General features: G+C 59.1%; 26 protein-coding genes. 15 read left to right on the top strand and 11 right to left on the bottom strand.

What is annotated here, in order from left to right:
• The first annotated feature begins 15 nt into the window (after positions 1 to 15).
• The gene (locus tag AC3IUF_RS21120; RefSeq protein WP_007908575.1) at positions 16 to 309 is read left to right on the top strand and encodes a hypothetical protein; all 294 of its coding nucleotides are present in this window, start codon (positions 16 to 18) and stop codon (positions 307 to 309) included.
• 180 nt (positions 310 to 489) lie between these two features.
• The gene (locus tag AC3IUF_RS21115; RefSeq protein WP_007950157.1) at positions 490 to 1,461 is read left to right on the top strand and encodes a L,D-transpeptidase family protein; all 972 of its coding nucleotides are present in this window, start codon (positions 490 to 492) and stop codon (positions 1,459 to 1,461) included.
• A 126-nt stretch (positions 1,462 to 1,587) separates the two neighbouring features.
• On the opposite strand, the gene oprI is transcribed toward AC3IUF_RS21115, so the two are convergent.
• Complete coding sequence (gene oprI, locus AC3IUF_RS21110) at positions 1,588 to 1,839, bottom strand: outer membrane lipoprotei OprI (protein ID WP_003199355.1); 252 nt, start codon at positions 1,837 to 1,839, stop codon at positions 1,588 to 1,590.
• Between the two features lie 639 nt (positions 1,840 to 2,478).
• Between oprI and AC3IUF_RS21105 the strand changes: the two genes are divergently transcribed.
• Positions 2,479 to 2,760: a GNAT family N-acetyltransferase gene (locus tag AC3IUF_RS21105; protein ID WP_003226804.1), complete on the top strand. Its 282-nt coding sequence runs from the start codon at positions 2,479 to 2,481 to the stop codon at positions 2,758 to 2,760.
• 60 nt (positions 2,761 to 2,820) lie between these two features.
• On the opposite strand, the gene AC3IUF_RS21100 is transcribed toward AC3IUF_RS21105, so the two are convergent.
• Both AC3IUF_RS21100 and AC3IUF_RS21095 read right to left on the bottom strand, forming a co-directional pair.
• Complete coding sequence (locus AC3IUF_RS21100; RefSeq protein ID WP_007908583.1) at positions 2,821 to 3,897, bottom strand: 3-deoxy-7-phosphoheptulonate synthase; 1,077 nt, start codon at positions 3,895 to 3,897, stop codon at positions 2,821 to 2,823.
• Between the two features lie 130 nt (positions 3,898 to 4,027).
• Entirely contained in the window at positions 4,028 to 4,471 is a 444-nt protein-coding gene (locus AC3IUF_RS21095) for a PilZ domain-containing protein (RefSeq protein ID WP_007908584.1), read from the bottom strand.
• On the opposite strand from AC3IUF_RS21095, the gene AC3IUF_RS21090 reads away from it, so the two are divergent.
• The 5 genes from AC3IUF_RS21090 to cysB all read left to right on the top strand — a co-directional run bounded on the left by AC3IUF_RS21090 (position 4,470) and on the right by cysB (position 8,427).
• Positions 4,470 to 4,856, top strand: a complete 387-nt coding sequence (locus tag AC3IUF_RS21090) for a YbbN family protein (RefSeq protein WP_042705015.1) — start codon at positions 4,470 to 4,472, stop codon at positions 4,854 to 4,856. The genes AC3IUF_RS21095 and AC3IUF_RS21090 overlap by 2 nt on opposite strands.
• Positions 4,853 to 5,809 (top strand): putative 2-dehydropantoate 2-reductase, encoded by a 957-nt coding sequence (locus AC3IUF_RS21085; protein WP_489279223.1) that lies wholly within the window; start codon positions 4,853 to 4,855, stop codon positions 5,807 to 5,809. The genes AC3IUF_RS21090 and AC3IUF_RS21085 overlap by 4 nt, the downstream gene beginning before the upstream one ends.
• Before the next feature lie 22 nt (positions 5,810 to 5,831).
• Entirely contained in the window at positions 5,832 to 6,737 is a 906-nt protein-coding gene (locus AC3IUF_RS21080; protein WP_007908587.1) for a 5'-nucleotidase, read from the top strand.
• Positions 6,738 to 6,835: 98 nt separating this feature from the next.
• Complete coding sequence (locus AC3IUF_RS21075) at positions 6,836 to 7,339, top strand: universal stress protein (RefSeq protein WP_007908589.1); 504 nt, start codon at positions 6,836 to 6,838, stop codon at positions 7,337 to 7,339.
• Between the two features lie 113 nt (positions 7,340 to 7,452).
• On the top strand, positions 7,453 to 8,427 hold the full coding sequence (gene cysB, locus AC3IUF_RS21070; protein ID WP_007908591.1) for an HTH-type transcriptional regulator CysB: 975 nt from the start codon (positions 7,453 to 7,455) through the stop codon (positions 8,425 to 8,427).
• Between the two features lie 9 nt (positions 8,428 to 8,436).
• On the opposite strand, the gene AC3IUF_RS21065 is transcribed toward cysB, so the two are convergent.
• Together AC3IUF_RS21065 and AC3IUF_RS21060 are read right to left on the bottom strand one after the other, a co-directional pair.
• Positions 8,437 to 8,919, bottom strand: coding sequence for a GreA/GreB family elongation factor (locus AC3IUF_RS21065; protein ID WP_007908593.1), 483 nt, complete (start codon positions 8,917 to 8,919; stop codon positions 8,437 to 8,439).
• A gap of 2 nt (positions 8,920 to 8,921) precedes the next feature.
• Complete coding sequence (locus AC3IUF_RS21060) at positions 8,922 to 9,329, bottom strand: hypothetical protein (RefSeq protein WP_007908595.1); 408 nt, start codon at positions 9,327 to 9,329, stop codon at positions 8,922 to 8,924.
• Between the two features lie 124 nt (positions 9,330 to 9,453).
• Between AC3IUF_RS21060 and earP the strand changes: the two genes are divergently transcribed.
• Together earP and AC3IUF_RS21050 are read left to right on the top strand one after the other, a co-directional pair.
• The gene (earP, locus tag AC3IUF_RS21055) at positions 9,454 to 10,596 is read left to right on the top strand and encodes an elongation factor P maturation arginine rhamnosyltransferase EarP (RefSeq protein WP_489279222.1); all 1,143 of its coding nucleotides are present in this window, start codon (positions 9,454 to 9,456) and stop codon (positions 10,594 to 10,596) included.
• 48 nt (positions 10,597 to 10,644) lie between these two features.
• A complete protein-coding gene (locus tag AC3IUF_RS21050) occupies positions 10,645 to 11,214 on the top strand; it encodes an elongation factor P (protein WP_007908599.1) in 570 nt (189 codons plus the stop codon).
• Between the two features lie 195 nt (positions 11,215 to 11,409).
• Here the strand turns inward: AC3IUF_RS21050 and AC3IUF_RS21045 are convergent, their stop codons facing one another.
• The 3 genes from AC3IUF_RS21045 to AC3IUF_RS21035 all read right to left on the bottom strand — a co-directional run bounded on the left by AC3IUF_RS21045 (position 11,410) and on the right by AC3IUF_RS21035 (position 13,639).
• Positions 11,410 to 11,829, bottom strand: a complete 420-nt coding sequence (locus tag AC3IUF_RS21045; protein ID WP_489279220.1) for an organic hydroperoxide resistance protein — start codon at positions 11,827 to 11,829, stop codon at positions 11,410 to 11,412.
• Positions 11,830 to 12,154: 325 nt separating this feature from the next.
• The gene (locus AC3IUF_RS21040) at positions 12,155 to 12,610 is read right to left on the bottom strand and encodes a MarR family winged helix-turn-helix transcriptional regulator (protein WP_177321068.1); all 456 of its coding nucleotides are present in this window, start codon (positions 12,608 to 12,610) and stop codon (positions 12,155 to 12,157) included.
• 72 nt (positions 12,611 to 12,682) lie between these two features.
• Complete coding sequence (locus AC3IUF_RS21035; RefSeq protein ID WP_042705017.1) at positions 12,683 to 13,639, bottom strand: LysR family transcriptional regulator; 957 nt, start codon at positions 13,637 to 13,639, stop codon at positions 12,683 to 12,685.
• 112 nt (positions 13,640 to 13,751) lie between these two features.
• Between AC3IUF_RS21035 and AC3IUF_RS21030 the strand changes: the two genes are divergently transcribed.
• The gene (locus AC3IUF_RS21030) at positions 13,752 to 14,498 is read left to right on the top strand and encodes a sulfite exporter TauE/SafE family protein (RefSeq protein WP_038364277.1); all 747 of its coding nucleotides are present in this window, start codon (positions 13,752 to 13,754) and stop codon (positions 14,496 to 14,498) included.
• Here the strand turns inward: AC3IUF_RS21030 and AC3IUF_RS21025 are convergent.
• The gene (locus tag AC3IUF_RS21025; protein WP_007908606.1) at positions 14,488 to 15,342 is read right to left on the bottom strand and encodes a LysR substrate-binding domain-containing protein; all 855 of its coding nucleotides are present in this window, start codon (positions 15,340 to 15,342) and stop codon (positions 14,488 to 14,490) included. The two genes, AC3IUF_RS21030 and AC3IUF_RS21025, sit on opposite strands and share 11 nt — an antisense overlap.
• Positions 15,343 to 15,438: 96 nt before the next feature.
• On the opposite strand from AC3IUF_RS21025, the gene AC3IUF_RS21020 reads away from it, so the two are divergent.
• Both AC3IUF_RS21020 and AC3IUF_RS21015 read left to right on the top strand, forming a co-directional pair.
• A complete protein-coding gene (locus AC3IUF_RS21020; RefSeq protein WP_007908607.1) occupies positions 15,439 to 15,660 on the top strand; it encodes a DUF1127 domain-containing protein in 222 nt (73 codons plus the stop codon).
• An 80-nt stretch (positions 15,661 to 15,740) separates the two neighbouring features.
• Complete coding sequence (locus tag AC3IUF_RS21015) at positions 15,741 to 16,967, top strand: winged helix-turn-helix domain-containing protein (RefSeq protein ID WP_489279217.1); 1,227 nt, start codon at positions 15,741 to 15,743, stop codon at positions 16,965 to 16,967.
• Between the two features lie 132 nt (positions 16,968 to 17,099).
• Here AC3IUF_RS21015 and AC3IUF_RS21010 read toward each other — a convergent pair whose 3' ends face one another.
• Positions 17,100 to 18,446 (bottom strand): class II 3-deoxy-7-phosphoheptulonate synthase, encoded by a 1,347-nt coding sequence (locus tag AC3IUF_RS21010; RefSeq protein ID WP_489279215.1) that lies wholly within the window; start codon positions 18,444 to 18,446, stop codon positions 17,100 to 17,102.
• A gap of 153 nt (positions 18,447 to 18,599) precedes the next feature.
• Here AC3IUF_RS21010 and AC3IUF_RS21005 point away from each other — a divergent pair, with 153 nt between their 5' ends.
• Positions 18,600 to 19,355: a spermidine synthase gene (locus AC3IUF_RS21005; protein ID WP_489279213.1), complete on the top strand. Its 756-nt coding sequence runs from the start codon at positions 18,600 to 18,602 to the stop codon at positions 19,353 to 19,355.
• 132 nt (positions 19,356 to 19,487) lie between these two features.
• Here AC3IUF_RS21005 and AC3IUF_RS21000 read toward each other — a convergent pair whose 3' ends face one another.
• Positions 19,488 to 20,279, bottom strand: a complete 792-nt coding sequence (locus tag AC3IUF_RS21000; RefSeq protein ID WP_007908610.1) for a crotonase/enoyl-CoA hydratase family protein — start codon at positions 20,277 to 20,279, stop codon at positions 19,488 to 19,490.
• 423 nt (positions 20,280 to 20,702) lie between these two features.
• Here AC3IUF_RS21000 and AC3IUF_RS20995 point away from each other — a divergent pair, with 423 nt between their 5' ends.
• Positions 20,703 to 22,376, top strand: coding sequence for a DEAD/DEAH box helicase (locus AC3IUF_RS20995; protein WP_007908612.1), 1,674 nt, complete (start codon positions 20,703 to 20,705; stop codon positions 22,374 to 22,376).
• Positions 22,377 to 22,460 lie beyond the last annotated feature (84 nt).

The raw sequence follows: 22,460 nt of genomic DNA, 5'->3' as shown, positions 1-22,460 counted from the left end.
TATTTGGAGCCCCCGATGTCGCGTTCTGCCTGGTCCCTGTTTGCCTACCAACTGATCGAGCCTGACGAGCAGCTGGATCTGTTCGCCTGCCAGGAAGTGCGGGTGCATCTGGTGACCCGGCAACTCGAACTCGGTGGTTCGGCCGATCGCACCCTGTGCGGCAGTCTGCTGCCGGCGCAGCCGCGCTGGTCGAGCGTGGATCGCCGGGTGTTTCAGGATCAGCGCCTGTGCTCGCTGTGCCGGGCGATTCTGGAGTCGCAGAAGCGCGGCACTTCACCAATCTGGCCGGAATTGCGGTTCGAGCTCTAAAGTCAAAAGATCGCAGCCTGCGGCAGCTCCTACATGGGTTCGCGTAATCCTGTAGGAGCTGCCGAAGTCTGCGATCTTTTCGCATTCAGCACGGTCCATCGGCGTGGCTCCCCGAATATTCAAAGTGCGGTGTACAATCGCGCTCTTATACCCTTGTTGATCATGCGAAGGATTTTCCGGATGTTGCCGCGCTTTCCTGCCGTCACCCGCTGCCTGTCACTTGCCGCCCTGTGTGTGGCCGGTCCCGTTGCTGCATTGGAGTTTCCCCTGCCACCACCCGGTGAAGACATCATCGGTCAGGTGCAGGTGATCAAAGCCAAGTACGAAGACACCTTCGCCGATCTGGGCACGAAGTACGATCTGGGTTACTCGGAAATGGTCGCGGCCAACCCGGGCGTCGATGCCTGGTTGCCGGGCGCCGGCACCGAAATCGTTCTGCCGACCCGTTTCATTCTGCCGCCGGGCCCGCGCGAAGGCATCGTCATCAACCTCGCCGAATACCGCCTCTACTACTTCCCGAAAGGCAAGAACGTGGTGTATACGTTCCCGCTGGGTATTGGTCGTGAGGGCTGGGGTTCGCCGATCGCGCACACCTCGATCACCGCCAAGACGCCCAACCCGACCTGGACGCCTCCAGCGTCGATCAAGGCTGAACACGCCGCTGACGGCGACCCGCTGCCGAACGTAGTGCCGGCCGGCCCGGACAATCCGCTGGGTCCGTTCAAGTTCACCCTGGGCACGCCGGGCTACCTGATCCACGGTTCGAACAAGAAATTCGGTATCGGCATGCGCACCAGCCACGGCTGCTTCCGCATGTTCAACAACAACGTGCTGGAAATGGCCAGCATGGTCCCGGTCGGTACCTCGGTGCGCATCCTCAACGATGCCTACAAGTTCGGCAGCAGTGGCGGCAAGGTCTATCTGGAAGCGCACACACCAATCGACGACAAGGGCAACCCGTCGGTGGTCGACAAGCACACTGCCGTGATCAATGCGATGCTCAAGCGCGAAGACGTCACCAGTAACCTGCGCGTGAACTGGGATGTGGTGCGTGATGTGGTCGCGGCTGAAGATGGTCTGCCAACTGAAATCGGCACGCCGAATACCTCGGCGCCGATAGTCTCGAACACACCGATCGACTTGCAGCAGTAAGTCGAGATCAAAAACCCGCCGATACGTGTAGCCTCGGCGGGTTTTTTATTGCCCGGGGAAAAGCATCGGGCACAAAAAAGCCGACCCGAAAAATCGGGTCGGCTTGATAACAATCCCGAGGGATTATTACTTGCGGCTAGCTTTGTCCAGCATGCGCAGAGCACGCTCGTTAGCTTCGTCAGCAGTCTGTTGTGCTTTTTGAGCAGCAGCCAGAGCTTCATCAGCTTTACGGTAAGCTTCGTCTGCACGAGCCTGGGAGCGAGCAGCTGCGTCTTCAGTAGCGGTCAGACGTGCTTCGGTTTCTTTCGATGCGCTGCTGCAACCGGTAGCCAGAACTGCGGCCAGAGCCAGAGCAGAGAATTTCAGAACGTTGTTCATCGTGTTCCCCTTCAAGGACTTTCAAATTAAGTGGCTGTCTCCTCACGATTGAGGAAATAGCCGGCGTACATACTACCCATTACTTGTAGTAAGTAAACTGACGTAAGGCAAGAAGCAAAAAAAATTGTAGGCGTTGATTCTTTTTCGAGCAACTTTTAACTGCACTGCTTAAAAAATACCCAGCTGCAAGCCCCGAGCTGAGCGAGTTAATGAGAAAAAGTTCCCGTTGCCACGTGCTGTTTTTGCAGTCTTGGCTAAAGTCTGTCTAGATGAATTCGTCCACACTTTTGTTCCGATTTTGCGCGCTGCTTCGCTTATCTTTGTCCATGTTGAGGTGACTTTAAAAAAGGCTGCACGTCTTAAGTCTCAACATCCGGCAATGTTCAGGTGAGTGGCCCGGGAAGATCTTCTCCCCAATCACCTCTGCGTCCATCGGAGCAACCCCCGTCAACCCGCTTGATGACGAGCGTACCTTGAGCATTTTTGCCAATGGTGCCTACTATTTATCAGGTGCCAGGTTGCGCGAGATCGGTGTGGCTCTTCTCGGTGTCCATCAGGCACGGGGTGGCGTAGATGTTCCTTCGCCGGAAAAACATCGGTAAGGTAGGGGTCAGAATTCAAGACCCGCGAGGAGTAGTGATGAGCGAGGCGTTGTCCATCCACCATGACCAGGCTGGTCATCAGTTCGAGACCAATGTGGACGGTCATCGTGCCTACCTGACCTATATGGATCTGGGGAAACAGACCCTGGATATCTATCGCACCTTCGTGCCCAACGCCCTGCGTGGCCGTGGCATTGCCGCAGCGCTGACCGAAAGCGCGCTGCAGTACGCCGAAGAAATGGGCTACACGGTGATCCCGTCATGCTCCTACGTCGAGCGCTACATGGAGCGTCATCAGCGCCGCGCCGCCAAAATCTGAATCGCACACACAAAAACGCCGGGCATTGCCCGGCGTTTTTTTATGCCTGTAAAACGCGTATCAGCTGCGCTGGCGTTTCGGCAGAACATCCTTGAGCTTGGCGTGCATGCTGCGCAGGGTGTTCTCGGTGGCGGACCAGTCGATGCACGCATCGGTGATCGACACGCCGTATTGCAGGTCGGCGAGGTCTTTTGGAATTGCCTGGCAACCCCAGTTCAAGTGACTCTCGACCATCAGGCCGATGATCGATTGATTGCCTTCGAGGATCTGGTTGGCGACGTTTTCCATCACCAGCGGTTGCAGGGCCGGGTCCTTGTTGGAGTTGGCGTGGCTGCAATCGACCATGATGTTCGGCTTGATCTTCGCCTTGTTCAGCGCCTGCTCGCACAGGGCCACGCTGACCGAATCATAGTTCGGCTTGCCGTTGCCGCCGCGCAGCACCACGTGACCGTAGGCGTTGCCTTTGGTGGTGACGATCGACACGCCACCTTCCTGGTTGATGCCAAGGAAACGGTGCGGGCTGGACACCGACTGCAAGGCGTTGATCGCCACAGTCAGACCGCCGTCAGTGCCGTTCTTGAAGCCGACTGCCGAGGACAGGCCGGAAGCCATTTCGCGGTGAGTCTGCGATTCGGTGGTACGCGCGCCGATGGCCGACCAGCTGATCAGGTCCTGCAGATATTGCGGGGAGATCGGGTCGAGGGCTTCGGTCGCGGTTGGCAGGCCTTTTTCGGCCAGATCCAGCAGCAACTGACGACCGATGTGCAGACCGTCCTGAATCTTGAACGAGTCATCCAGGTACGGATCGTTGATCAGGCCTTTCCAGCCGACGGTGGTGCGTGGCTTCTCGAAATATACGCGCATGACCAGATACAGGGTGTCGGAAACTTCCGCAGCCAGCACCTTGAGGCGATCGGCGTATTCGTGGGCAGCCTTGATATCGTGGATCGAGCACGGGCCGATCACTACGAACAGACGGTGGTCGGTGCCATCAAGAATGTTGCGAATGACTTCGCGACCCTTGGTGACGGTGCGCAGGGCAGCATCGCTCAGAGGGATATCACGCTTGAGCTGATCGGGAGTGATCAGGGTCTCGTTAGAGGCGACGTTTAGGTCGTTGATCGGTAAATCAGCCATCGTTTACTCGTCAGGTCACGGGTGCCGGCCGCCAGCGATCCCCGCGCGGCGGAGCACAGCAGATTTAAGCGCGTCGGGGAGCGGAACCTTAGCGCGTAAAGCGCCTGCTAGACAATGGGCAAAAGGTGCTTTAGTCCAGCGCTGGCTGCGCAAAAGCCTTGCGCACGCTGTCGTGGGAGAACTCGTCGGCGTGTTGCTCGACCCATTGCAGGGCCACTGCCTGAATTTCTTGCAGGTCATCGTGGGTGTCGTGCATGCGGCAATAGCGCTCGATCTGACACACTTGCTCACCCATTCGCGCACTGAACAGCGTCTGCTCATCGGTGAACGCGATGCCCACCAGATAGCCTTTTTTGCGTCGCAGGCACCACGCTACATAGCCCGGATAACAGATGTCGGCATTCAGTGTCGGCATGCGTACTTGCAGGGCGGTGCCATGGCGCCAGGCACGGTGGTAATTGCAAGCGATGCCGCCGAGGCTGATAGTGTGCAGCTGTTGCCTGGAAATACACTCAGGCTTGAGCAAGGTTAATTCAACCGGCACCTCGTCCGGATGAGGAATGAAACGTCCCATGAGCACAGACTCCCTGTGTCGGCCATTTGACATTGTTTCCCCCAGTATAGTGGTCGAATCCGAACTGACCGATTTCGACGCCGACCAACGGCTATTGGCGATGAGCGGCGTTTCGCTGGTGATTTTCACCAGCGTCGGCTGCGCCAGTTGCCGTTATGCCCGCGAGGTGTTGCCGGGACTCGATCTGGCAATCGATCAGTTGTGCTGGATCGATGCCGGCGACAACGGCGGGTTGGTGGAGCGCTATCAGGTCTTTCATTTGCCGGCGCTGTTTGTGGTGCGCGACGGTGAGTTCTTTGGGGCATTGCACACGCGCCTGACGGCCGATGCGCTGAACGCGGCGCTGGCGCAGGCACTGGGTCGAATTGCAGAGGAGTTGCCATGATGGGGGCAGTGAATAAACCGGTCGTAGGGATTATCGGTACCGGTGCAATCGGGGGGTTTTACGGTGTGATGCTGGCGCGCGCCGGTTTCGATGTGCACTTCCTGTTGCGCAGCGAGTTTTCAGCGGTGGCCGAGCGCGGCTTGCACATCAACAGCGCGGTGCATGGCCCGCTGACGTTGCATCCGGCGCAGGCCTATTCGTCGGCCGAAGACATGCCCAAATGCGACTGGCTGTTGGTGGGAGCGAAAACCACCAGCATCGCCGGCCTCGCGCCTTCAATCATTCAAGCGGCCAAACCCGATGCGAAAGTGCTGGTCCTGCAAAACGGTCTCGACGTCGAGGACAGCCTGCGTGAACTGCTTCCCGATTCTCTTCACCTGCTGGGCGGTTTGTGCCTGATCTGCGTGCATCGTGAGGGACCTGGACAAGTCACCCATCAAGCCTTGGGCGCGGTGAACGTCGGTTATCACAGCGGTCCGGCCAGTGATGACGTCGCACCTATGGCGATCGTCGAGGAGGGGGCCGGGTTGTTCCGCGCTGCCGGAATCGATTCCCAGGCGATGCCCAATCTGCAACAGGCGCGCTGGCAGAAACTGGTGTGGAATATTCCTTATAACGGACTTTCGGTTCTGCTCGGCGCCAGCACCACACCGCTGATGGCCGATGCCGACAGTCGCGCGTTGATTCAGGCGTTGATGGCCGAAGTGGTGCAGGGCGCCAAGGCCTGCGGCCATGACGTGCCGCCGGGATACGCCGACTATCTGTTCATGATGACCGAGAAAATGCCCGACTACTGGCCGAGCATGTACCACGACTTTTCACACAAGCGCCCGCTGGAGCTGCAAGCGATCTACGCTCGGCCATTGGCAGCGGCGAAAGCGGCGGGCTGTGAGCTGCCGCGCATCGAAGCGTTGTATCGCAATTTAAGTTTTATCGACCGGCGCAACGTTTAAGCCGGTCGCCCTGGGGGAAGGCATGGCCAAGAACATCGATGACAAACTGGTGCTGGCGATTTCGTCGCGCGCCTTGTTCGACCTGAGCGAGAGCCACAAGGTCTATCTGTCGAGCGGGGTCGAAGCCTATCGGCAATATCAGATCGAGCACGAAGACGAAATTCTTGCGCCCGGCGACGCCTTCCCGCTGGTGGAAAAACTCCTGAGCCTGAACAGTCGCCTCGGACGAGCACGGGTCGAGGTGATTCTGGTCTCGCGCAACAGCGCCGACACCGGACTGCGCGTGTTCAACTCGATTCACCATTACGGTCTGGCGATTTCCCGCGCGGCGTTCGTCGGCGGGCGCAGTCCGTATCCGTATTTGAAAGCGTTCGGTTGCGACCTGTTTCTGTCGACTCATGCCGAAGATGTGCGCGCCGCGCTGGATGCCGGATTCGCTGCTGCAACCATTCTGTCCGGTGGCGCCAGCCGCGCGGCCAGCGACGAATTGCGCATCGCCTTCGACGGCGACGCGGTGATCTTTTCCGATGAGTCGGAGCGCGTCTATCAATCCGGCGGATTGGAAGCGTTTCAGGCCAAGGAGCGTGAAGCCGCCCGCGAGCCTTTGCGCGGCGGGCCGTTCAAAGGTTTTCTGGCAGCGCTCAATCTGTTGCAGCGCGAGTTTCCCGATGACGATTGCCCGATCCGCACGGCGCTGGTCACCGCGCGTTCGGCGCCGGCCCATGAGCGGGTGATCCGCACCTTGCGCGAGTGGGACATCCGCCTCGACGAATCCCTGTTCCTCGGCGGCCTGACCAAGTCGGCGTTCCTTGAAGCGTTTGCTGCCGACGTGTTTTTCGACGATCAGGCCGGCCACTGCGAACTCGCCCGCGAAGTCGTTGCCACCGGCCACGTACCGCACGGCATCAGTAACGAACCGTCGGTCTAAAGCCTACGTGCTTCAAGACGTTGCGTCGCACGTCGTACTCGCCAAGGCACTGCTAAGCTGAATCAAATCTCCGCCATGTTGGCACGCGAGGAGGTCATATGATTCGTTCGATGCTGTATGCCACTGACCTCGGTCTGTACGCACCGTTAGTGATGCAGCATGCCTTGGCGCTGGCGCGAACATTCAATGCCGATTTGTACGTGGTGCACGCGGTGGAGCCGATGGGGCTGTTTGCCGAATCGGTGTTGCAGAGCTATCTCGACGAGCAGGCATTGAACGAATTTCACAGCCAGGGTCTGAAAACTGTCATCGCCAATATCGAGCAGCGGGTGCTGGAAAGTTTTCGCGAAGAACTGGGAGATGAAGGCGAGCAGGATCTGCAGCGCATTCGCGCGGTGCGCGTGCTGCAGGGCGATCCGTCGCAAGTGATTCTCGACCAGGTGCAGAAACTCTCTGTCGATCTGCTGATCGTCGGCAGTCACAGCCACGGGGTGGGCGCGGAAACGCCGTTGGGGCGCACGGCGGCGCGGGTCCTGCAATTGGCCAAGGTGCCGGTTTATCTGGTGCCGTTGGTGGAGCGTCGGCGGCGGGAGGATCGCTGAGGCAGGAATAATGGCGCTTTGATAAAAAAGTTCTAGATTTATTATTCAAACCATTAATATAGTTATATACCGTCGCTGATGCCCGTGGCGTCTACCTGCTTTGAGGGATTCATATGAAGCTTCAACAATTGCGCTACATCTGGGAAGTGGCGCACCACGACCTCAACGTTTCCGCTACAGCCCAAAGCCTTTACACCTCGCAACCGGGCATCAGTAAACAAATCCGCCTGCTGGAAGACGAACTTGGCGTCGAAGTGTTTGCCCGCAGCGGCAAGCACCTGACCCGCGTGACCCCGGCCGGCGAGCGCATCATCACCACCGCCGGTGAGATTCTGCGCAAGGTCGAAAGCATCAAGCAGATCGCCCAGGAATTCTCCAACGAGAAAAAAGGCACCCTGTCGATCGCCACCACCCACACCCAGGCACGTTACGCACTGCCGCCGGTGATCAGTAATTTCATCAAGCAATACCCCGACGTGGCGCTGCACATGCACCAGGGGTCGCCGATGCAGATCGCCGAAATGGCCGCTGACGGCACTGTGGATTTTGCCATCGCCACCGAAGCGCTGGAGCTCTTCGGCGACCTGGTGATGATGCCTTGCTACCGCTGGAACCGCTGCGTGGTCGTGCCGCAGGGCCACCCGCTGACCAAGCTGCCGAAGCTGACCCTCGAAGCCTTGGCCGAATACCCGATCGTGACTTACGTGTTCGGTTTCACCGGCCGGTCGAAACTCGACGAAGCTTTCAGCCATCGTGGCCTGACGCCGAAAGTGGTGTTCACGGCTGCCGACGCCGACGTGATCAAAACTTACGTGCGCCTGGGCCTGGGCGTGGGCATCGTGGCGAAAATGGCCGTCGACACCAAGCTCGATAATGATTTGGTGGTGCTGGATGCCAGCGAACTGTTCGAATCGAGCATCACCAAGATCGGTTTCCGTCGCGGCACCTTCCTGCGTGGTTTCATGTGCGACTTCATCGAGAAGTTTGCCCCGCACCTGACCCGCGAAGTGATGGCCAAAGCCATTCAGTGCCACAACAAGCAGGAACTGGAAGAACTGTTCGACGGCGTCGAACTGCCGGTTCACTGATCCGTTGAATCAGAGCACCTCGGTGACAGCAAACTGTTGCCGGGTGCCCGCCACCAGTATCTCCACCTCATCACCTTCTAGCTTGCCCAGCAGACTTTTGCCCAGCGGCGAGCGCGGGGTGATGACGGTAATCGGCTGACCGACCACGTCGACTTTCAGACCTGCCGCATCCGGTGCCAGAAACAGCCATTGCTCGCGACCCTTTTCGTCTTCCAGACCGAGCAGGGCGCCGACCTCGATGCCACGATTTTCATCGTAGGCACGCAGAGTCAGGTTCTGGCACAGCGCCAATGAATGGCGAATTTCTTCGACACGTTTCGCCTGTCCGGCCGCCAGATACGACGCCTCGAGACCCAGCGTGTCGTACTTGTTTTCGGCGATGTTTTCTTCGTGGGTTGCGGTTTCGTAAGCGGTTTGTGCGGCGCGTTCGGCGATGTCGAGGTCAACGCGCAGCTTGTCGAGAATCAGTTGGTGGACGCTGTGTTTGTTCATGATCAATCGCAGAATTGCAAAACGTTGGCGCGGCTTTTCTCGCTTGGAGCCGTCTGATCCTGCTGCAGCCAGAACTGGCATTTCGGGTTCGACTGATTTCGCGAACTGCTGCGCGCTTGATCGAGTCGAGCCTGCTGTTCATTCTTGCGCAGGTTTTCTTCGTACTGGTCGAACAGCGGGCTCTGCGGCGGAATGTCCGGCTGCACCTGCACGGCGGGCGGATTGGCCAGTTGCTGCACCGCTTGAGCCACCGGTACCAATTGCTCTTTGAAGACAAAATGCGACAGCAGCCAACAGGTCAGCGCAATGGCGAGAAAGCCCAGCCACATGCCCAAGGCAATGCTGCCGGTCAAATGCAGCGCACTTAGCTGAACAGGCAACGGGCGACGCGGATTGGGGCGATAGGGCATGGCAGCCTCCTGGCGGATGATGACGGGCAAGTGGCGATTGTCGCACGAAGATTAATCGCCGTCGGCTCTTCTGCGCGAGGTCATTTATGCGGACAATCGCTGCTTTTGCCAACGGGAGTCTTGAATGCCGGAATTAAAACCCCGCTGGGATATTTTCTGCACCGTGGTCGACAACTTTGGCGACATCGGCGTGACCTGGCGTCTGGCCAGGCAATTGGTGGCTGAGCATGGTTTGCCGGTGCGTTTATGGGTCGATGATCTGCGTGCGTTTGAACGTATCTGCCCCGAGATCGATATCGACCAGGCACAGCAATGGCAGCATGGCGTCGAAGTGCGACACTGGCCGGCCGAGTGGTCGCACGCTGACGCCGCCGATGTCGTGATCGCCGCATTTGCCTGTCAGCTGCCCACTGACTACATGGACGCGATGGCTGCGCGCGAGCAGCCGCCACTGTGGATGAACCTTGATTATCTCAGCGCCGAAGACTGGGTGATCGGTTGCCATGGATTGCCGTCGGTCAAATACAAAACGGTGCAGAAATTCTTCTTCTTTCCGGGATTCCAGCCGGGCACTGGCGGATTGTTGCGAGAGCGAGGATTGCTCGATCAGCGTCGGCAATTTCAGCAGGATGCCGAGGCTCAGCGCCAATTCCTCCAAGATCTCGGCATCGATCGTGCGCCTGGCGCTCAGCTGATCTCGCTGTTTGCCTACGAGAATGCCGGGTTGGCCAGTTGGCTGGACGTTTTGGCGGCGGACGCTGCACCGACTCATCTGCTGGTGCCGGAAGGGCGGATTCTTGGCGATGTGGCGCACTGGCTCAAGGTGGAAAACCTTGCGGTTGGTGCGATTCATGTGCGTCAGTCGCTCACTGTGCAGGTGCTGCCGTTCGTCCGACAGGATCAATATGATCACTTGCTCTGGTGCTGTGATTTCAACGCGGTGCGTGGTGAGGACTCGTTCGTGCGGGCGCAATGGGCGGCGCGGCCGATGCTCTGGCACATCTATCAGCAGGACGAAGACATCCATCTGGACAAGCTCGATGCCTTCCTTGCGCTCTACACAAAAGGCTTGTCGCCGGGCGCCGCTGAGGCGATGAACGGTCTGTGGCGGGCGTGGAGTGCCAGTCAACCGATCGGTGAACATTGGCTTGCGACCCGCAAACACTGGCCGGAACTGCAGGAAAATGCTGAAAAATGGTGTCTGGAACAAGGCTTGCAGGCTGATCTTGCCGCAGCGCTGGTACAGTTTTACCTAAATTGGATATGATACGCGGCCTAGATTTTTGTAAATCCCATCCAAATTCGGATATTCGCAATGAAAACTGGTAAAGAACTGAAACCCGGTACCGTGATCCGTCTCGAGAACGATCCTTGGCTGGTTCAGAAAGCTGAATTCACCAAATCGGGCCGTAACAGCGCGATCATGAAAACCAAGCTGAAAAACCTGCTGACCGGTTACAAGACCGAGATCGTTTACAGCGCTGACGACAAACTGGACGACGTAATCCTCGACCGCAAAGAAGCGACCCTGTCCTTCATCAGCGGCGACACCTACACGTTCATGGACACCACTGACTACACCATGTACGAGCTGAACGCTGAAGACATCGAAGCTGTTCTGCCTTTCGTTGAAGAAGGCATGACCGATGTTTGCGAAGCGATCTTCTTCGAAGAGCGTCTGGTTTCCGTAGAGCTGCCGACCACTATCGTGCGCGTAGTTGACTACACCGAAGGTTCGGCGCGTGGCGACACTTCCGGCAAAGTCATGAAGCCAGCCAAGCTGGCCAACGGTACTGAGCTGCAAGTTGCTGACTTCATCGAAATCGGTGACAAGATCGAAATCGACACCCGCGAAGGCGGTTCCTACAAAGGCCGTGCTAAATAAGCATCGGTTTTTGCGGAAAGAAAAAGCCCGACCATTGAGTCGGGCTTTTTTGTGCCTGCGATATGTGTCACACCGCAGGATCCCCTGTAGGAGTGAGCCTGCTCGCGATAGCGTCATTCCAGTCGACATCTACATTGATTGACTCAACCGCTATCGCGAGCAGGCTCACTCCTACATTGGAATTTGCGTATGGCTTCAAACGGTGACGTGCAGACGCACATCGACGTTGCCACGGGTGGCGTTGGAGTACGGGCAGACCTGGTGAGCAGCGTCGATCAGCGCTTGTGCGTCGGCTTGTTCCAGGCCCGGCAGGCTGATGTGCAGGTCGATGTCCAGACCGAAGCCGCCAGGAATCTGGCCGATACCGACGTGGGCGGTGATCGAGGCGTCGTCAGGGATTTTGCGTTTGGTCTGACTGGCAACGAATTTCAGCGCACCGATAAAGCAGGCCGAATAGCCGGCTGCGAACAGTTGCTCTGGGTTGGTCGCTGCGCCACCGGCACCGCCGAGTTCTTTCGGGGTAGCGAGTTTGACGTCGAGAATGTTGTCGCTGGAGATCGCACGACCATCACGGCCGCCAGTGGAGGTTGCGATTGCGGTGTAGAGAGTTTGCATGGTGTGAGCCTCGTTGAGTGCGATGTGTTGCGCTAATTGTTTGCGCTCTAAGTAACTGCGAGATAAATGTATCGCGTGAATATTTAGTGCGCAAGATATATTTTTGAGAAATCCGCGCTTCGACTAAGGGGGGGGATGAGAGAGGGTCTATAAGCCTTGATTTAGAGCGGTTTGTGCTGCAGATCAGTTGTTGAAAATATTTTGCTGGCGACGAAATCAATGTGGGAGCGAGCCTGCTCGCGAATGGGATGTCTCACTCAACAAATCAGTTGGCTGACAGATCGCATTCGCGAGCAGGCTCGCTCCCGCAGGGGACAGTGTTGGGTCAGATCAGGCTTTCTTGTAGATGGCTGCGCAGTGCCTGCAACTCCGCTTGCAGGTGTTGCAGACGTTCCAGAGAAAAGCCGCTGGCGCCAAGGATGCATTGTGGAACGGTCTGGGCTTTTTCTTGCAACGCGCGGCCTTGCTCGGTCAGTTCGACGATCACTACGCGCTCATCTTCTCGACTGCGCGTGCGGCTGAGCAAACCTTCGCCTTCCAGGCGTTTGAGCAGTGGCGTCAGCGAGCCCGGATCGGTCAGCAACCGAGTGCTGATTTCTCCGACGGTCAAACCATCCTTCTCCCACAACACCATCATCGCCAGGTACTGCGGATAGGTCAGGCCAAGCGCTTGCAGCAGCGGCTTGTAGACCTTGGTCATCATCAACGAGGTGGAATGCAGGGCGAAGCAGGCCTGGTTATCCAGCAGCAGGTCATCACAGGTGTCGCGTTCGGAAGTCATGTCAAAGCCTTGATCGGTGATGGACATGAATCTAGCGCTCGAATCTTTAATGCGCCAGATAATTCTCCAGTGCTAGTGTCGACCCAGATCCCTCTGTAGGGCCAGATCCCACGGAGGCACTGGACTGAAACGGGTCTTGAGATACTCCAGAAGCAGGCGGCTGCGCGAGTTGGTTTGTTGTTCCATGCGCAGAGCGTAGATGCCGGTGGACTCCGGCATCGGCAGACCGTTTTCGCAGAACAACGGCAGCAGTTCGCCGCGCAACAGGTATTCGCTGGCCAGCCACGTCGGCAGATGGGCGATGCCCAAGCCAGCCAAAGCGCCGCAGACCAGGGCTTCGGCATTGTTGGCGCTCATGCGGATACGGCCCGGGCGATGCAATTGCATTTGCCCGTCGTGTTCGAAGCGCCAGGCGAAGGGCGGAGCGAGCCCCTCCCAGTCGAGACCATCGTGTTCATGCAACTGCGCAGGAACGCTTGGCACCCCACGACGCTGGAGATACTCGGCGCTGGCGCAGGCAATGCGCACCATGCTCGCCAGTGGCGTGGCCACCAGTCGCGTATCGGCCATTTGCCCGGCGCGCAGCACCAGATCGACTTTGCCCAGGTTCGAGCCGCCCATGTCGACGAAACTGTCGATCAGGTGCAATTGCACATCCAGTCCGGGGTAGAGCACGAGAAAGTCAGCGATCACTGGCGCCAGATGCCGGCGTCCAAACGCGGCGGGGGCGTCAATGCGGATCAGACCTTCCGGCGCGCTGCTCAGGGACACGGCTTCGGCCCGGGCCAGTTGCAACTCGGCGACAATTCGCCGGGCGCGTTCGGCAAACGCCAGGCCGGCGGGTGTTGCTCGTACGGCGTGGGTGCTTCGAATAAACAACTGGCTGCCGACGGCGCTTTCCAGGCTGTCGATCCGTCGCGCGACGGCCGACGGTGTCAGCGGATGACGACGTGAAGCGGCGGAAAAACTGCCACTTTCCAGCACATCGAGAAACAGCCCGAGTTGATCGGTCAATTGATTAGGGTTCATATCGGCTAAATGCTTGTGCGAAATCGGCATAGCCATTGTGCGTTGCTATGCGTTTCCCCGCCAGCCGCGACTGCGTAGGATGAGTCACCTGACGTAAGAGGAATTGGCTGTGATGGAGTTTGTGTTGTACCTGTTGTTCGGCGCCGCCCTTGGCACACTTGGCGGTATCTTCGGCATCGGCGGCGGCTTGATCGCTATCCCGTTGCTTGGCGTCTGGTTTGGTCTCGATCAGCAGATCGCCCAAGGCACGGCGCTGGTCATGGTAGTGCCGAACGTGATGCTGGCGCTGTGGCGTTATCACCAGCGCAATCGCATCGAACTGCGACATGCGCTGCCCTTGGCGGTGATGGGCTTTTGCTTTGCCTGGATCGGTTCGATCTGGGCAGTGGGCATTGATGCGCAAACCATGCGCATCGGCTTTGTCGCGTTCCTGGTGGTGCTCTCGATCTACAACTTGTTGAAGATGTTCGGCAAGCAACCTGCTGCGACGTCCGAAATGCGCTATTCCTGGCCGTGGCTTGGCGTGCTTGGCGCGGCGTCCGGGACCATGGGCGGTTTATTCGGTGTCGGCGGTGCGGTGGTGGCAACGCCGGTGCTGACCAGCTTGTTCGGCACCACGCAAGTGGTTGCTCAAGGCTTGTCGCTGGCGCTGGCCTTGCCAAGCACCGGCGTGACCCTGGTGACTTACGCGGTACACCACGAAGTGGACTGGATGATCGGCCTGCCGCTGGCCATCGGTGGTCTGGCCAGCATCAGTTGGGGCGTGAAAGTCGCCCACGCCATGCCGGAAAAACTCCTGCGCGGGCTGTTCTGCGGTTTCCTGGTGCTGTGTGCGGTGATGCTCGCGTTTAAAGTTTGAAGCCTTCGACGATGTGCTCGGCCAGGCACTCGGTGATCGGCGACGGATTGTTCAGGTTGCGGATCAGCATGATGCTGGCCTCGGGCAGCAGTGGCAGATCCTCGGCGGCGCCGAGGATACGCATGTCCGGGGTGATCAGGCTTTCCAGTTGCGCGGTGATCGCCAGACCCGCGCTGACCACGGCCATCAGCGCCGACAGACTGGTGCTGTTGTAAGCGATGCGGTATTCGCGGCCCATCGCATCCAGGGCATTACACGCCCACAAACGGCAGAAACAATCGCTGTTGAACATCGCCAAGGGCAGCGGCGTCTGTTCGTGGGCGCTGAAATTCTGCGCCTCGGCCCAGACGAAACGCTCCTTGCGCAGCAACTGGCCGATCTCGTTGCCCGGTTCGCGGGTGACGATCGACAGGTCCAGATCAGTGCGTTGCAGCAGCTGCTTGGTCGATTCGCAGTGCACTTCGATCTGGATCAGCGGATAGAACTGCGCGAACCGCGACAGGATCCCCGGCAGAAACCGCATCACATAATCGTCCGGCGTACCGATGCGCACCGTGCCGACCATATGTGGCTCACGCAATGTGTTGAACACCTCACTGTGCAACTTGAGGATGCGCCGCGCGTAACCGAGCAGCACCTGGCCCTCGGCGGTCAGGCGCACCTGGCGTCCGTCGCGCTCGAACAACTGCCGCTGCAATACGTCTTCTTCCAGACGCTTCATCTGCATGCTCACCGCCGACTGTGTGCGGTTGACCATTTCGCCGGCGCGGGTGAAACCGCCCTGATCCGCAATGGCGACGAAGGTGCGCAGGACATCGGTATCGATACTGGGGTAGGCCGACAATTGATGAATCTCCGTGATGCATGCCATCAGAAACATTCGTTGGATTGATCTTAGCGCCGGCGCGAGACTTGAGCCATCCACATGGAGGGCAACACGATGAAAGGTCAAAGAGAGTATGTAGACGAATCAAAATTTTCCGGCCACGGCCATATCGTTTCCGACCTGCTGCACAAGTTTAGCCGCTGGTACGAACTGCACCGTGAACGCGAGTTGCTGGCCAGTCTGAGTGACGAAGCGTTGAAGGACATCGGGGTGAGTCGTGCCGACGTTGAACACGAAGCCGTGCGGCCGTTCTGGGATGATCCGATGCATAAATGACCCGCTGCATAAATGATGAGCAGAGCGCTACACAAACCAGCTTCAAGTGGGGTAGGTTGCGAGCAGACAAGGAGATGCTCATGCCCGCAACAGTATCCTTTTCCCTCAAACAGGCGCGACGACTGGCGCTGGCTGCCCAAGGATTCAACGGGCGCCAGCCGCCGACTGTCAAAGCCGCTCACGTTCACCGGCTGATCGAACGGCTGGGCGTGCTGCAAATCGACTCCGTCAATGCTGTGGTGCGCTCGCACTACCTGCCGCTGTTCTCCCGTCTCGGTCCCTATTCTTCCGATTTGCTCGACCAGGCTGCCTGGAGTTCCGGGCGTCGTCGTTCGTTGTTCGAATACTGGGGGCACGAAGCCTCATTGTTGCCGCTGTCGATGTATCCGTTGCTGGGCTGGCGCATGCAGCGGGCCAGGCGTGGCGAGGATATCTATCAGCAACTGGCCAGATTCGGTCGCGAGCAGCAGGACGTTGTTCGTCGGGTGTTGAGTTCCGTTGAGGAGCAGGGCGCCTTAGGCGCCGGCAGCCTTTCAACCCGGGAAGACAAGGCCGGGCCGTGGTGGGACTGGAGCGCAGAAAAACATGCGCTGGAATGGTTGTTTGCTGCCGGTGAAGTGACAGTGGCGGGCCGCCGCGGTTTTGAGCGTTTGTATGATTTACCGGAGCGCGTCATTCCTTCTTCGATCCTCCAGCAAGCCTTACCTGGCGAGGCGGAGGCGCAACGGGGATTGCTGCTGCACGCGGCACAGGCCTTGGGCGTCGGCACTGAAAAAGACCTGCGTGATTACTTTCGGCTGAACCCGGCGGATGCCCGTCCACGTCTGGCGGAACTGGTCGAGGCCGGGCAACTGCAGATGTGCGAAGTTGCCGGTTGGCGGCAAATCGCCTATTGCCTGCCGGAGCCGAAAGTCCCGCGCAAGGTTGTGGCCAGTGCGCTGTTGTCGCCTTTTGATTCGTTGATCTGGGAGCGCAGCCGCACTGAGCGCTTGTTCGATTTCCGTTATCGACTGGAGATTTATACGCCGCAGGACAAGCGGGTTTACGGCTATTACGTGTTGCCGTTTTTGCACAACGAGAGGATTGCTGCGCGGGTGGATTTACGCGCCGAGCGGGCGGCGGGGCAGTTGGCGGTGCATGCGGTGCACGAGGAAGAGCCGGGGCTGGATGAGGAGGGGATGCTGGCGCTGGCGGTGAACTTGCGGCAGATGGCGGATTGGTTGGGGCTGGAACGGGTGCAGCTCAATTGTCTGCGTGAGAGTGCGGCGCGGTTGCGGGTGGCATTGGCACAGATTGGGTGCGACTGACCTTACGCCATCGCTGGCAAGCCAGACTCCCACAGTGTCCGCGTCGTACATATATTTTGTGAACGACGCGATCACTGTGGGAGCCTGGCTTGCCAGCGATGAGGCCAGTTAAAGCGATAAAGATGTCGAATCTTAGCGGCGAACCTGCTTCAGCGTCTCGGCAATCAAAAACGCCAACTCCAGCGACTGATCAGCATTCATCCGCGGATCACAATGGGTGTGATAGCGGTCCGACAATCCGTCTTCAGTGATCGGCCGCGCGCCACCAATGCACTCAGTGACATTCTGCCCGGTCATCTCGATGTGAATGCCGCCGGCATAGCTGCCTTCCGCTTCGTGCACCTGGAAGAACTGTTTGACTTCACCGAGGATCTGCGCAAAGTCGCGGGTCTTGTAGCCGCTGCTGGCCTTGATGGTGTTGCCGTGCATCGGATCGGAACTCCACAGCACCTGCTTGCCTTCACGCTGCACCGCGCGGATCAGCGCCGGCAGGTGATCGCCAACCTTGTTCGCACCCATCCGTGCGATCAGGTTCAGACGACCTGGATCGTTATCCGGGTTGAGCACGTCGATCAGACGGATCAGATCATCCGGGTTCATGCTCGGGCCGACCTTCACGCCGATCGGGTTGTTCACGCCACGGAGGAATTCGACGTGAGCGCCGTCGAGTTGGCGGGTGCGGTCGCCGATCCACAGCATGTGCGCCGAGCAATCGTAGTAATCGTTGGTCAGGCTGTCGCGACGCACGAAGGCTTCTTCGTAGTTCAGCAGCAGCGCTTCGTGGGCAGTGAAGAAACTGGTTTCGCGCAGTTGCGGCGAGCTGTCCATGCCGCAGGCGCGCATGAATGCCAGGGTTTCATCGATGCGGTCGGCCAAATGGCTGTATTTCTCGGCCAGCGCCGAGTTGGCGATGAAGTCGAGGTTCCACTTGTGCACCTGATGCAGGTCGGCAAAACCGCCCTGCGCGAACGCGCGCAGCAGGTTCAGCGTCGCGGTGGACTGGTGATAAGACTGCAGCAGACGTTCCGGATCCGGCACGCGGTTTTTCTCGTCGAAACCGATGCCGTTGACGATGTCGCCGCGATAAGCCGGCAGGGTCACACCGTCGATGGTCTCGTCGTTGGCCGAGCGCGGCTTGGCGAACTGACCGGCCATGCGCCCGACCTTGACCACCGGGCAACCGGCGGCGAAAGTCATGACGATGGCCATTTGCAGCAACACTTTAAAGGTGTCGCGAATCTTCGCCGCGGAGAACTCGGCAAAGCTTTCCGCACAATCGCCGCCCTGCAACAGGAAGGCCCGGCCCTGGGTGACTTCGGCAAACTGCCGGCGCAGTTCGCGCGCTTCACCGGCAAACACCAGCGGCGGATAACTGGCCAGGGTTTGCTCGACCTGGCGCAAGTGCGCGGCGTCGGGGTATTGCGGTTGTTGCTGGATCGGCAGGGCGCGCCAGCTGTCAGGGCTCCACGGTTGGCTCATCACGGTCTCTAATTGGTTCTACGCACGGGAAGCCCATGGTAGCAGCAATTAGTGCGTGACCTGCTCCCGCCTCATCGCCGACAATCGCCGCTTTGCCACGGCCCCACAGCGGTGCCATCGCGTCACCGCGCCCGGTGACCATCAGGAGACGAAATGACTGAGGAGCGCGTCGAGCATCTGCTCGCCGAAGTACAGGATGAGTTCGGCGTGATTCGCGTGCTGGAAGTGGCCGATTACCGCTTTCTCGAGTTCGGCGATGCGATCGAGCAGAGCTGCGTGTTCACCGCAGACCCGAGCTGGCTGGAATACGATTACACCCGCGCGATGCTGATCGGCGCGTTGTGCCATGAGCAGCCGGAGAGTGCGCTGTTTCTCGGGCTCGGTGCCGGGACGCTGACTCAGGCGTGCCTCAAGTTTCTGCCGCTGGAAGATGTCGAAGCCATCGAGTTGCGCCCGGACGTGCCACGTCTGGCGATCGAATACCTTGGGCTGGATGATGATCCACGTTTGTATATCCGCGTTGGCGATGCGCTGGAACTGCTGCCGACCGCCGAGCCTGCGGATCTGATTTTCGTCGACCTGTACACCGATGTCGGGCCGGGCGTCGGGCATCTGGCCTGGAGTTTTCTTGGCGACTGTCAGAAGCGTTTGAATCCGGGCGGCTGGCTGGTGATCAATCAGTGGGCCACCGATGACGGCAAGCCGCTGGGCGCGGCGTTGTTGCGTGGGCTCTATCACCGGCATTACTGGGAGCTGCCGGTGAAGGAGGGCAATGTGATTCTGATTGTGCCGGCGGATCTCGATCAGGAGCTGGACCTGCAGGCGCTGACTGCGCGGGCTGCAGCCCTGGCGCCGAAGTTGGGGTATTCGTTGCAGTCGTTGATCAACAGTATTCGCCCGGCCACCTGAGGCGTCAGTGCTGGCCCCATCGCTGGCAAGCCAGCTCCCACAGGGTTCGCGCCGTACGCAAAATGTGTGAACGACTCGGTCACTGTGGGAGCTGGCTTGCCAGCGATGGCGCCCTGACAGGCGACATAATTCTCAGATCCCCTTGAATATGCCAGGTCGCCGCTCCACCAATGAGCGCACCCCCTCCCTGGCATCCTCACTGGCCAGCAACTTCTTCACCAGCGCCGGCAACCCTTGCGCTGCCGCCGTCTCACCCTCATACCGCGCCTGGCGCGCCGACAGCAACGTCGCCTGCACCCCCAACGGCGCCTGTCGGGCAATCCGCTCAGCCAACTCAATCGCCCGCGGCAAAAGGTCTTCACTGGCCATCACTTCCTGCACCAACCCCAAATGCAACGCATCGTGCGCATCGAACTCATCCCCGGTCAGCAACCAGCGCATCGCATTCCCCCAGCCGGCCATCTGGGGAAAACGTAAAGTCGCGCCACCAAAAGGAAAAATCCCACGCTGCACTTCCATTTGCGCGAAACGGGTATTGCTCGCGCACAGGTTAATGTCGGCGGCCAGCATCAACTCGATCCCAATGGTCAGGCAATAGCCTTGCGCGGCGACAATCACCGGTTTGCTCACCCGAGGCCCGACGAAAACACCCCACGGATCGCAACCGCCGGTCGGAACCTGCCAACCTTCGGCCAAAGCCGAGCTGGCATTCACCAGATCCAGACCAGCGGTAAAGTGTTCGCCATGTCCAAACACCACCGCTACCCGCGCCTCGCTGTCGGCCTCGAACTCGCCATAGGCCAGGCTCAGGTCATTGAGCAGGTCGAGGTCGAAAGCATTGCGCTTGGCCGCTCGATCAAGGCCGATCAGGTGGACGTGACCACGGCGTTCACGGCTGACGCGGCCGGGGCAGGGCTGATTCATGGCGAAATCCTCGGGCGGGAAGGGCGGGTGCAGCGACGGTATGCCGCAGGTCGGTGAATCGTTTTAGCGTCATCGCCCGCAGGGCCGGGCCTTTGAAAAATAGACCTTGGCGCGATTATCCGCAAAACCCCGTTACACAGCGGTGACACAGGTATTTTGACGATAAAAAAAGCTCCCTTTTTGGGCAAAATCCGGTATAGTGCGCGCCGGCCTTTAACCGGGCCGCGTTTAGGTAGCGCAATTTCCCGAAGTCAGCTTCGGCTGCACGTCCGCATTGCGGGCTCTTCCCGGACGATTCTTTTTTTCATTCATTCGTTTTCGCAAATCCCCGCCGACAAAGCTGCCAGGGCGACTCTTGAGTCTCAACACGGCATGCGCAGCTTTGGAGCATGGGTCTTTGCGGATGCACTTAGAGGCAGACCCATGACCCAGGAAACCGGCGGATTCGCCGCTTTTAATCTTAACCCGAATATTCTTGCAGCCGTCGCAGCGACTGGCTACGAAGAGCCTTCGGCGATTCAGCAGCAATCGATCCCGATCATCATGGCCGGCCAGGACATGATTGGCCAGGCGCAAACCGGTACCGGTAAAACCGCCGCGTTCGCACTGCCTATCCTGCACCGCATCGATCCTGCCAAGCGCGAACCGCAAGCCCTGATCCTGGCGCCAACTCGTGAGTTGGCGCTGCAAGTAGCAACCGCTTTCGAAACTTACGCCAAGCAAATGCCGGGCGTTACTGTTGTGGCCGTTTACGGCGGCGCGCCGATGGGCCCGCAACTGAAAGCAATCCGTAATGGTGCACAGATCGTTGTCGCCACTCCGGGCCGTCTGTGCGACCACCTGCGTCGCGACGAAAAAGTGCTGTCGACCGTGAACCACCTGGTTCTCGACGAAGCTGACGAAATGTTGAAACTGGGCTTCATGGATGACCTGGAAGTCATCTTCAAGGCTCTGCCACCTACCCGTCAGACCGTATTGTTCTCGGCTACCCTGCCGCAGTCGATCCGCGCCATTGCCGAACGCCATCTGCGCGATCCGCAACACGTGAAGATCCAGACCAAGACCCAGACCGTTACCGCGATCGAACAGGCTCACCTGTTGGTTCACGCTGACCAGAAGACTTCGGCCGTTCTCAGCTTGCTGGAAGTGGAAGACTTCGACGCACTGATCATGTTCGTGCGCACCAAGCAAGCGACCCTGGATCTGGCCAGCGCCCTCGACGCCAAAGGCTACAAAGCCGCGGCGCTGAACGGTGACATCGCCCAGAACCAGCGTGAGCGCGTGATCGACTCGCTGAAAGATGGCCGTCTGGACATCGTTGTTGCGACCGACGTTGCTGCTCGTGGTCTGGACGTTCCGCGCATCACTCACGTGTTCAACGTTGACATGCCGTACGACCCAGAGTCCTACGTTCACCGTATCGGCCGTACCGGCCGTGCCGGTCGCGAAGGTCGTGCACTGCTGCTGGTGACTCCACGTGAGCGCCGCATGCTGCAAGTGATCGAGCGTGTAACCGGTCAGAAAGTTGCCGAAGTTCGCCTGCCGGACGCTCAAGCTGTTCTCGATGCACGCATCAAGAAACTGACCAACAGCCTGTCGCCGCTGGTCGCTGATGCCGAATCGACTCACGGTGATCTGCTCGATCGTCTGACTGCAGACATCGGCTGCACTCCGCGTGCTCTGGCTGCTGCGCTGCTGCGCAAAGCCACCAACGGTCAAGCGCTGAACCTGGCTGCGATCGAGAAGGAACGTCCACTGGTGCCGAACAACGCACCGCGTGGCGACCGTCCTGAGCGCACCGGTGATCGTCCTGATCGTGGTGACCGCGAGCGTCGCGCGCCAATGCCTTTGGGCGAAGGCCGTGCTCGTTGCCGTACCGCGCTGGGTGCGCGTGATGGTATCGCTGCGAAAAACCTGCTGGGCGCCATCCTCAACGAAGGCGGTCTGGCCCGTGAAGCGATCGGTCGCATCCAGGTGCGTGACAGCTTCAGCCTCGTCGAGCTACCGGAAGATGGTCTGGACAAACTCCTGACCAAACTGAAGGACACTCGCGTTGCCGGTAAGCAGCTGAAACTGCGTCGCTACCGCGAAGATTGATCCGCCCTTGGGCTGATTGATCGAACATAAAAAATCCCCGACTGGTTCGGGGATTTTTTTTGTCTGCCTGAAAGATCAAAAGAT

The organism is Pseudomonas sp. KH_040, assembly GCF_057839305.1.
This window is presented reverse-complemented; position numbering and strand designations above follow the sequence as displayed.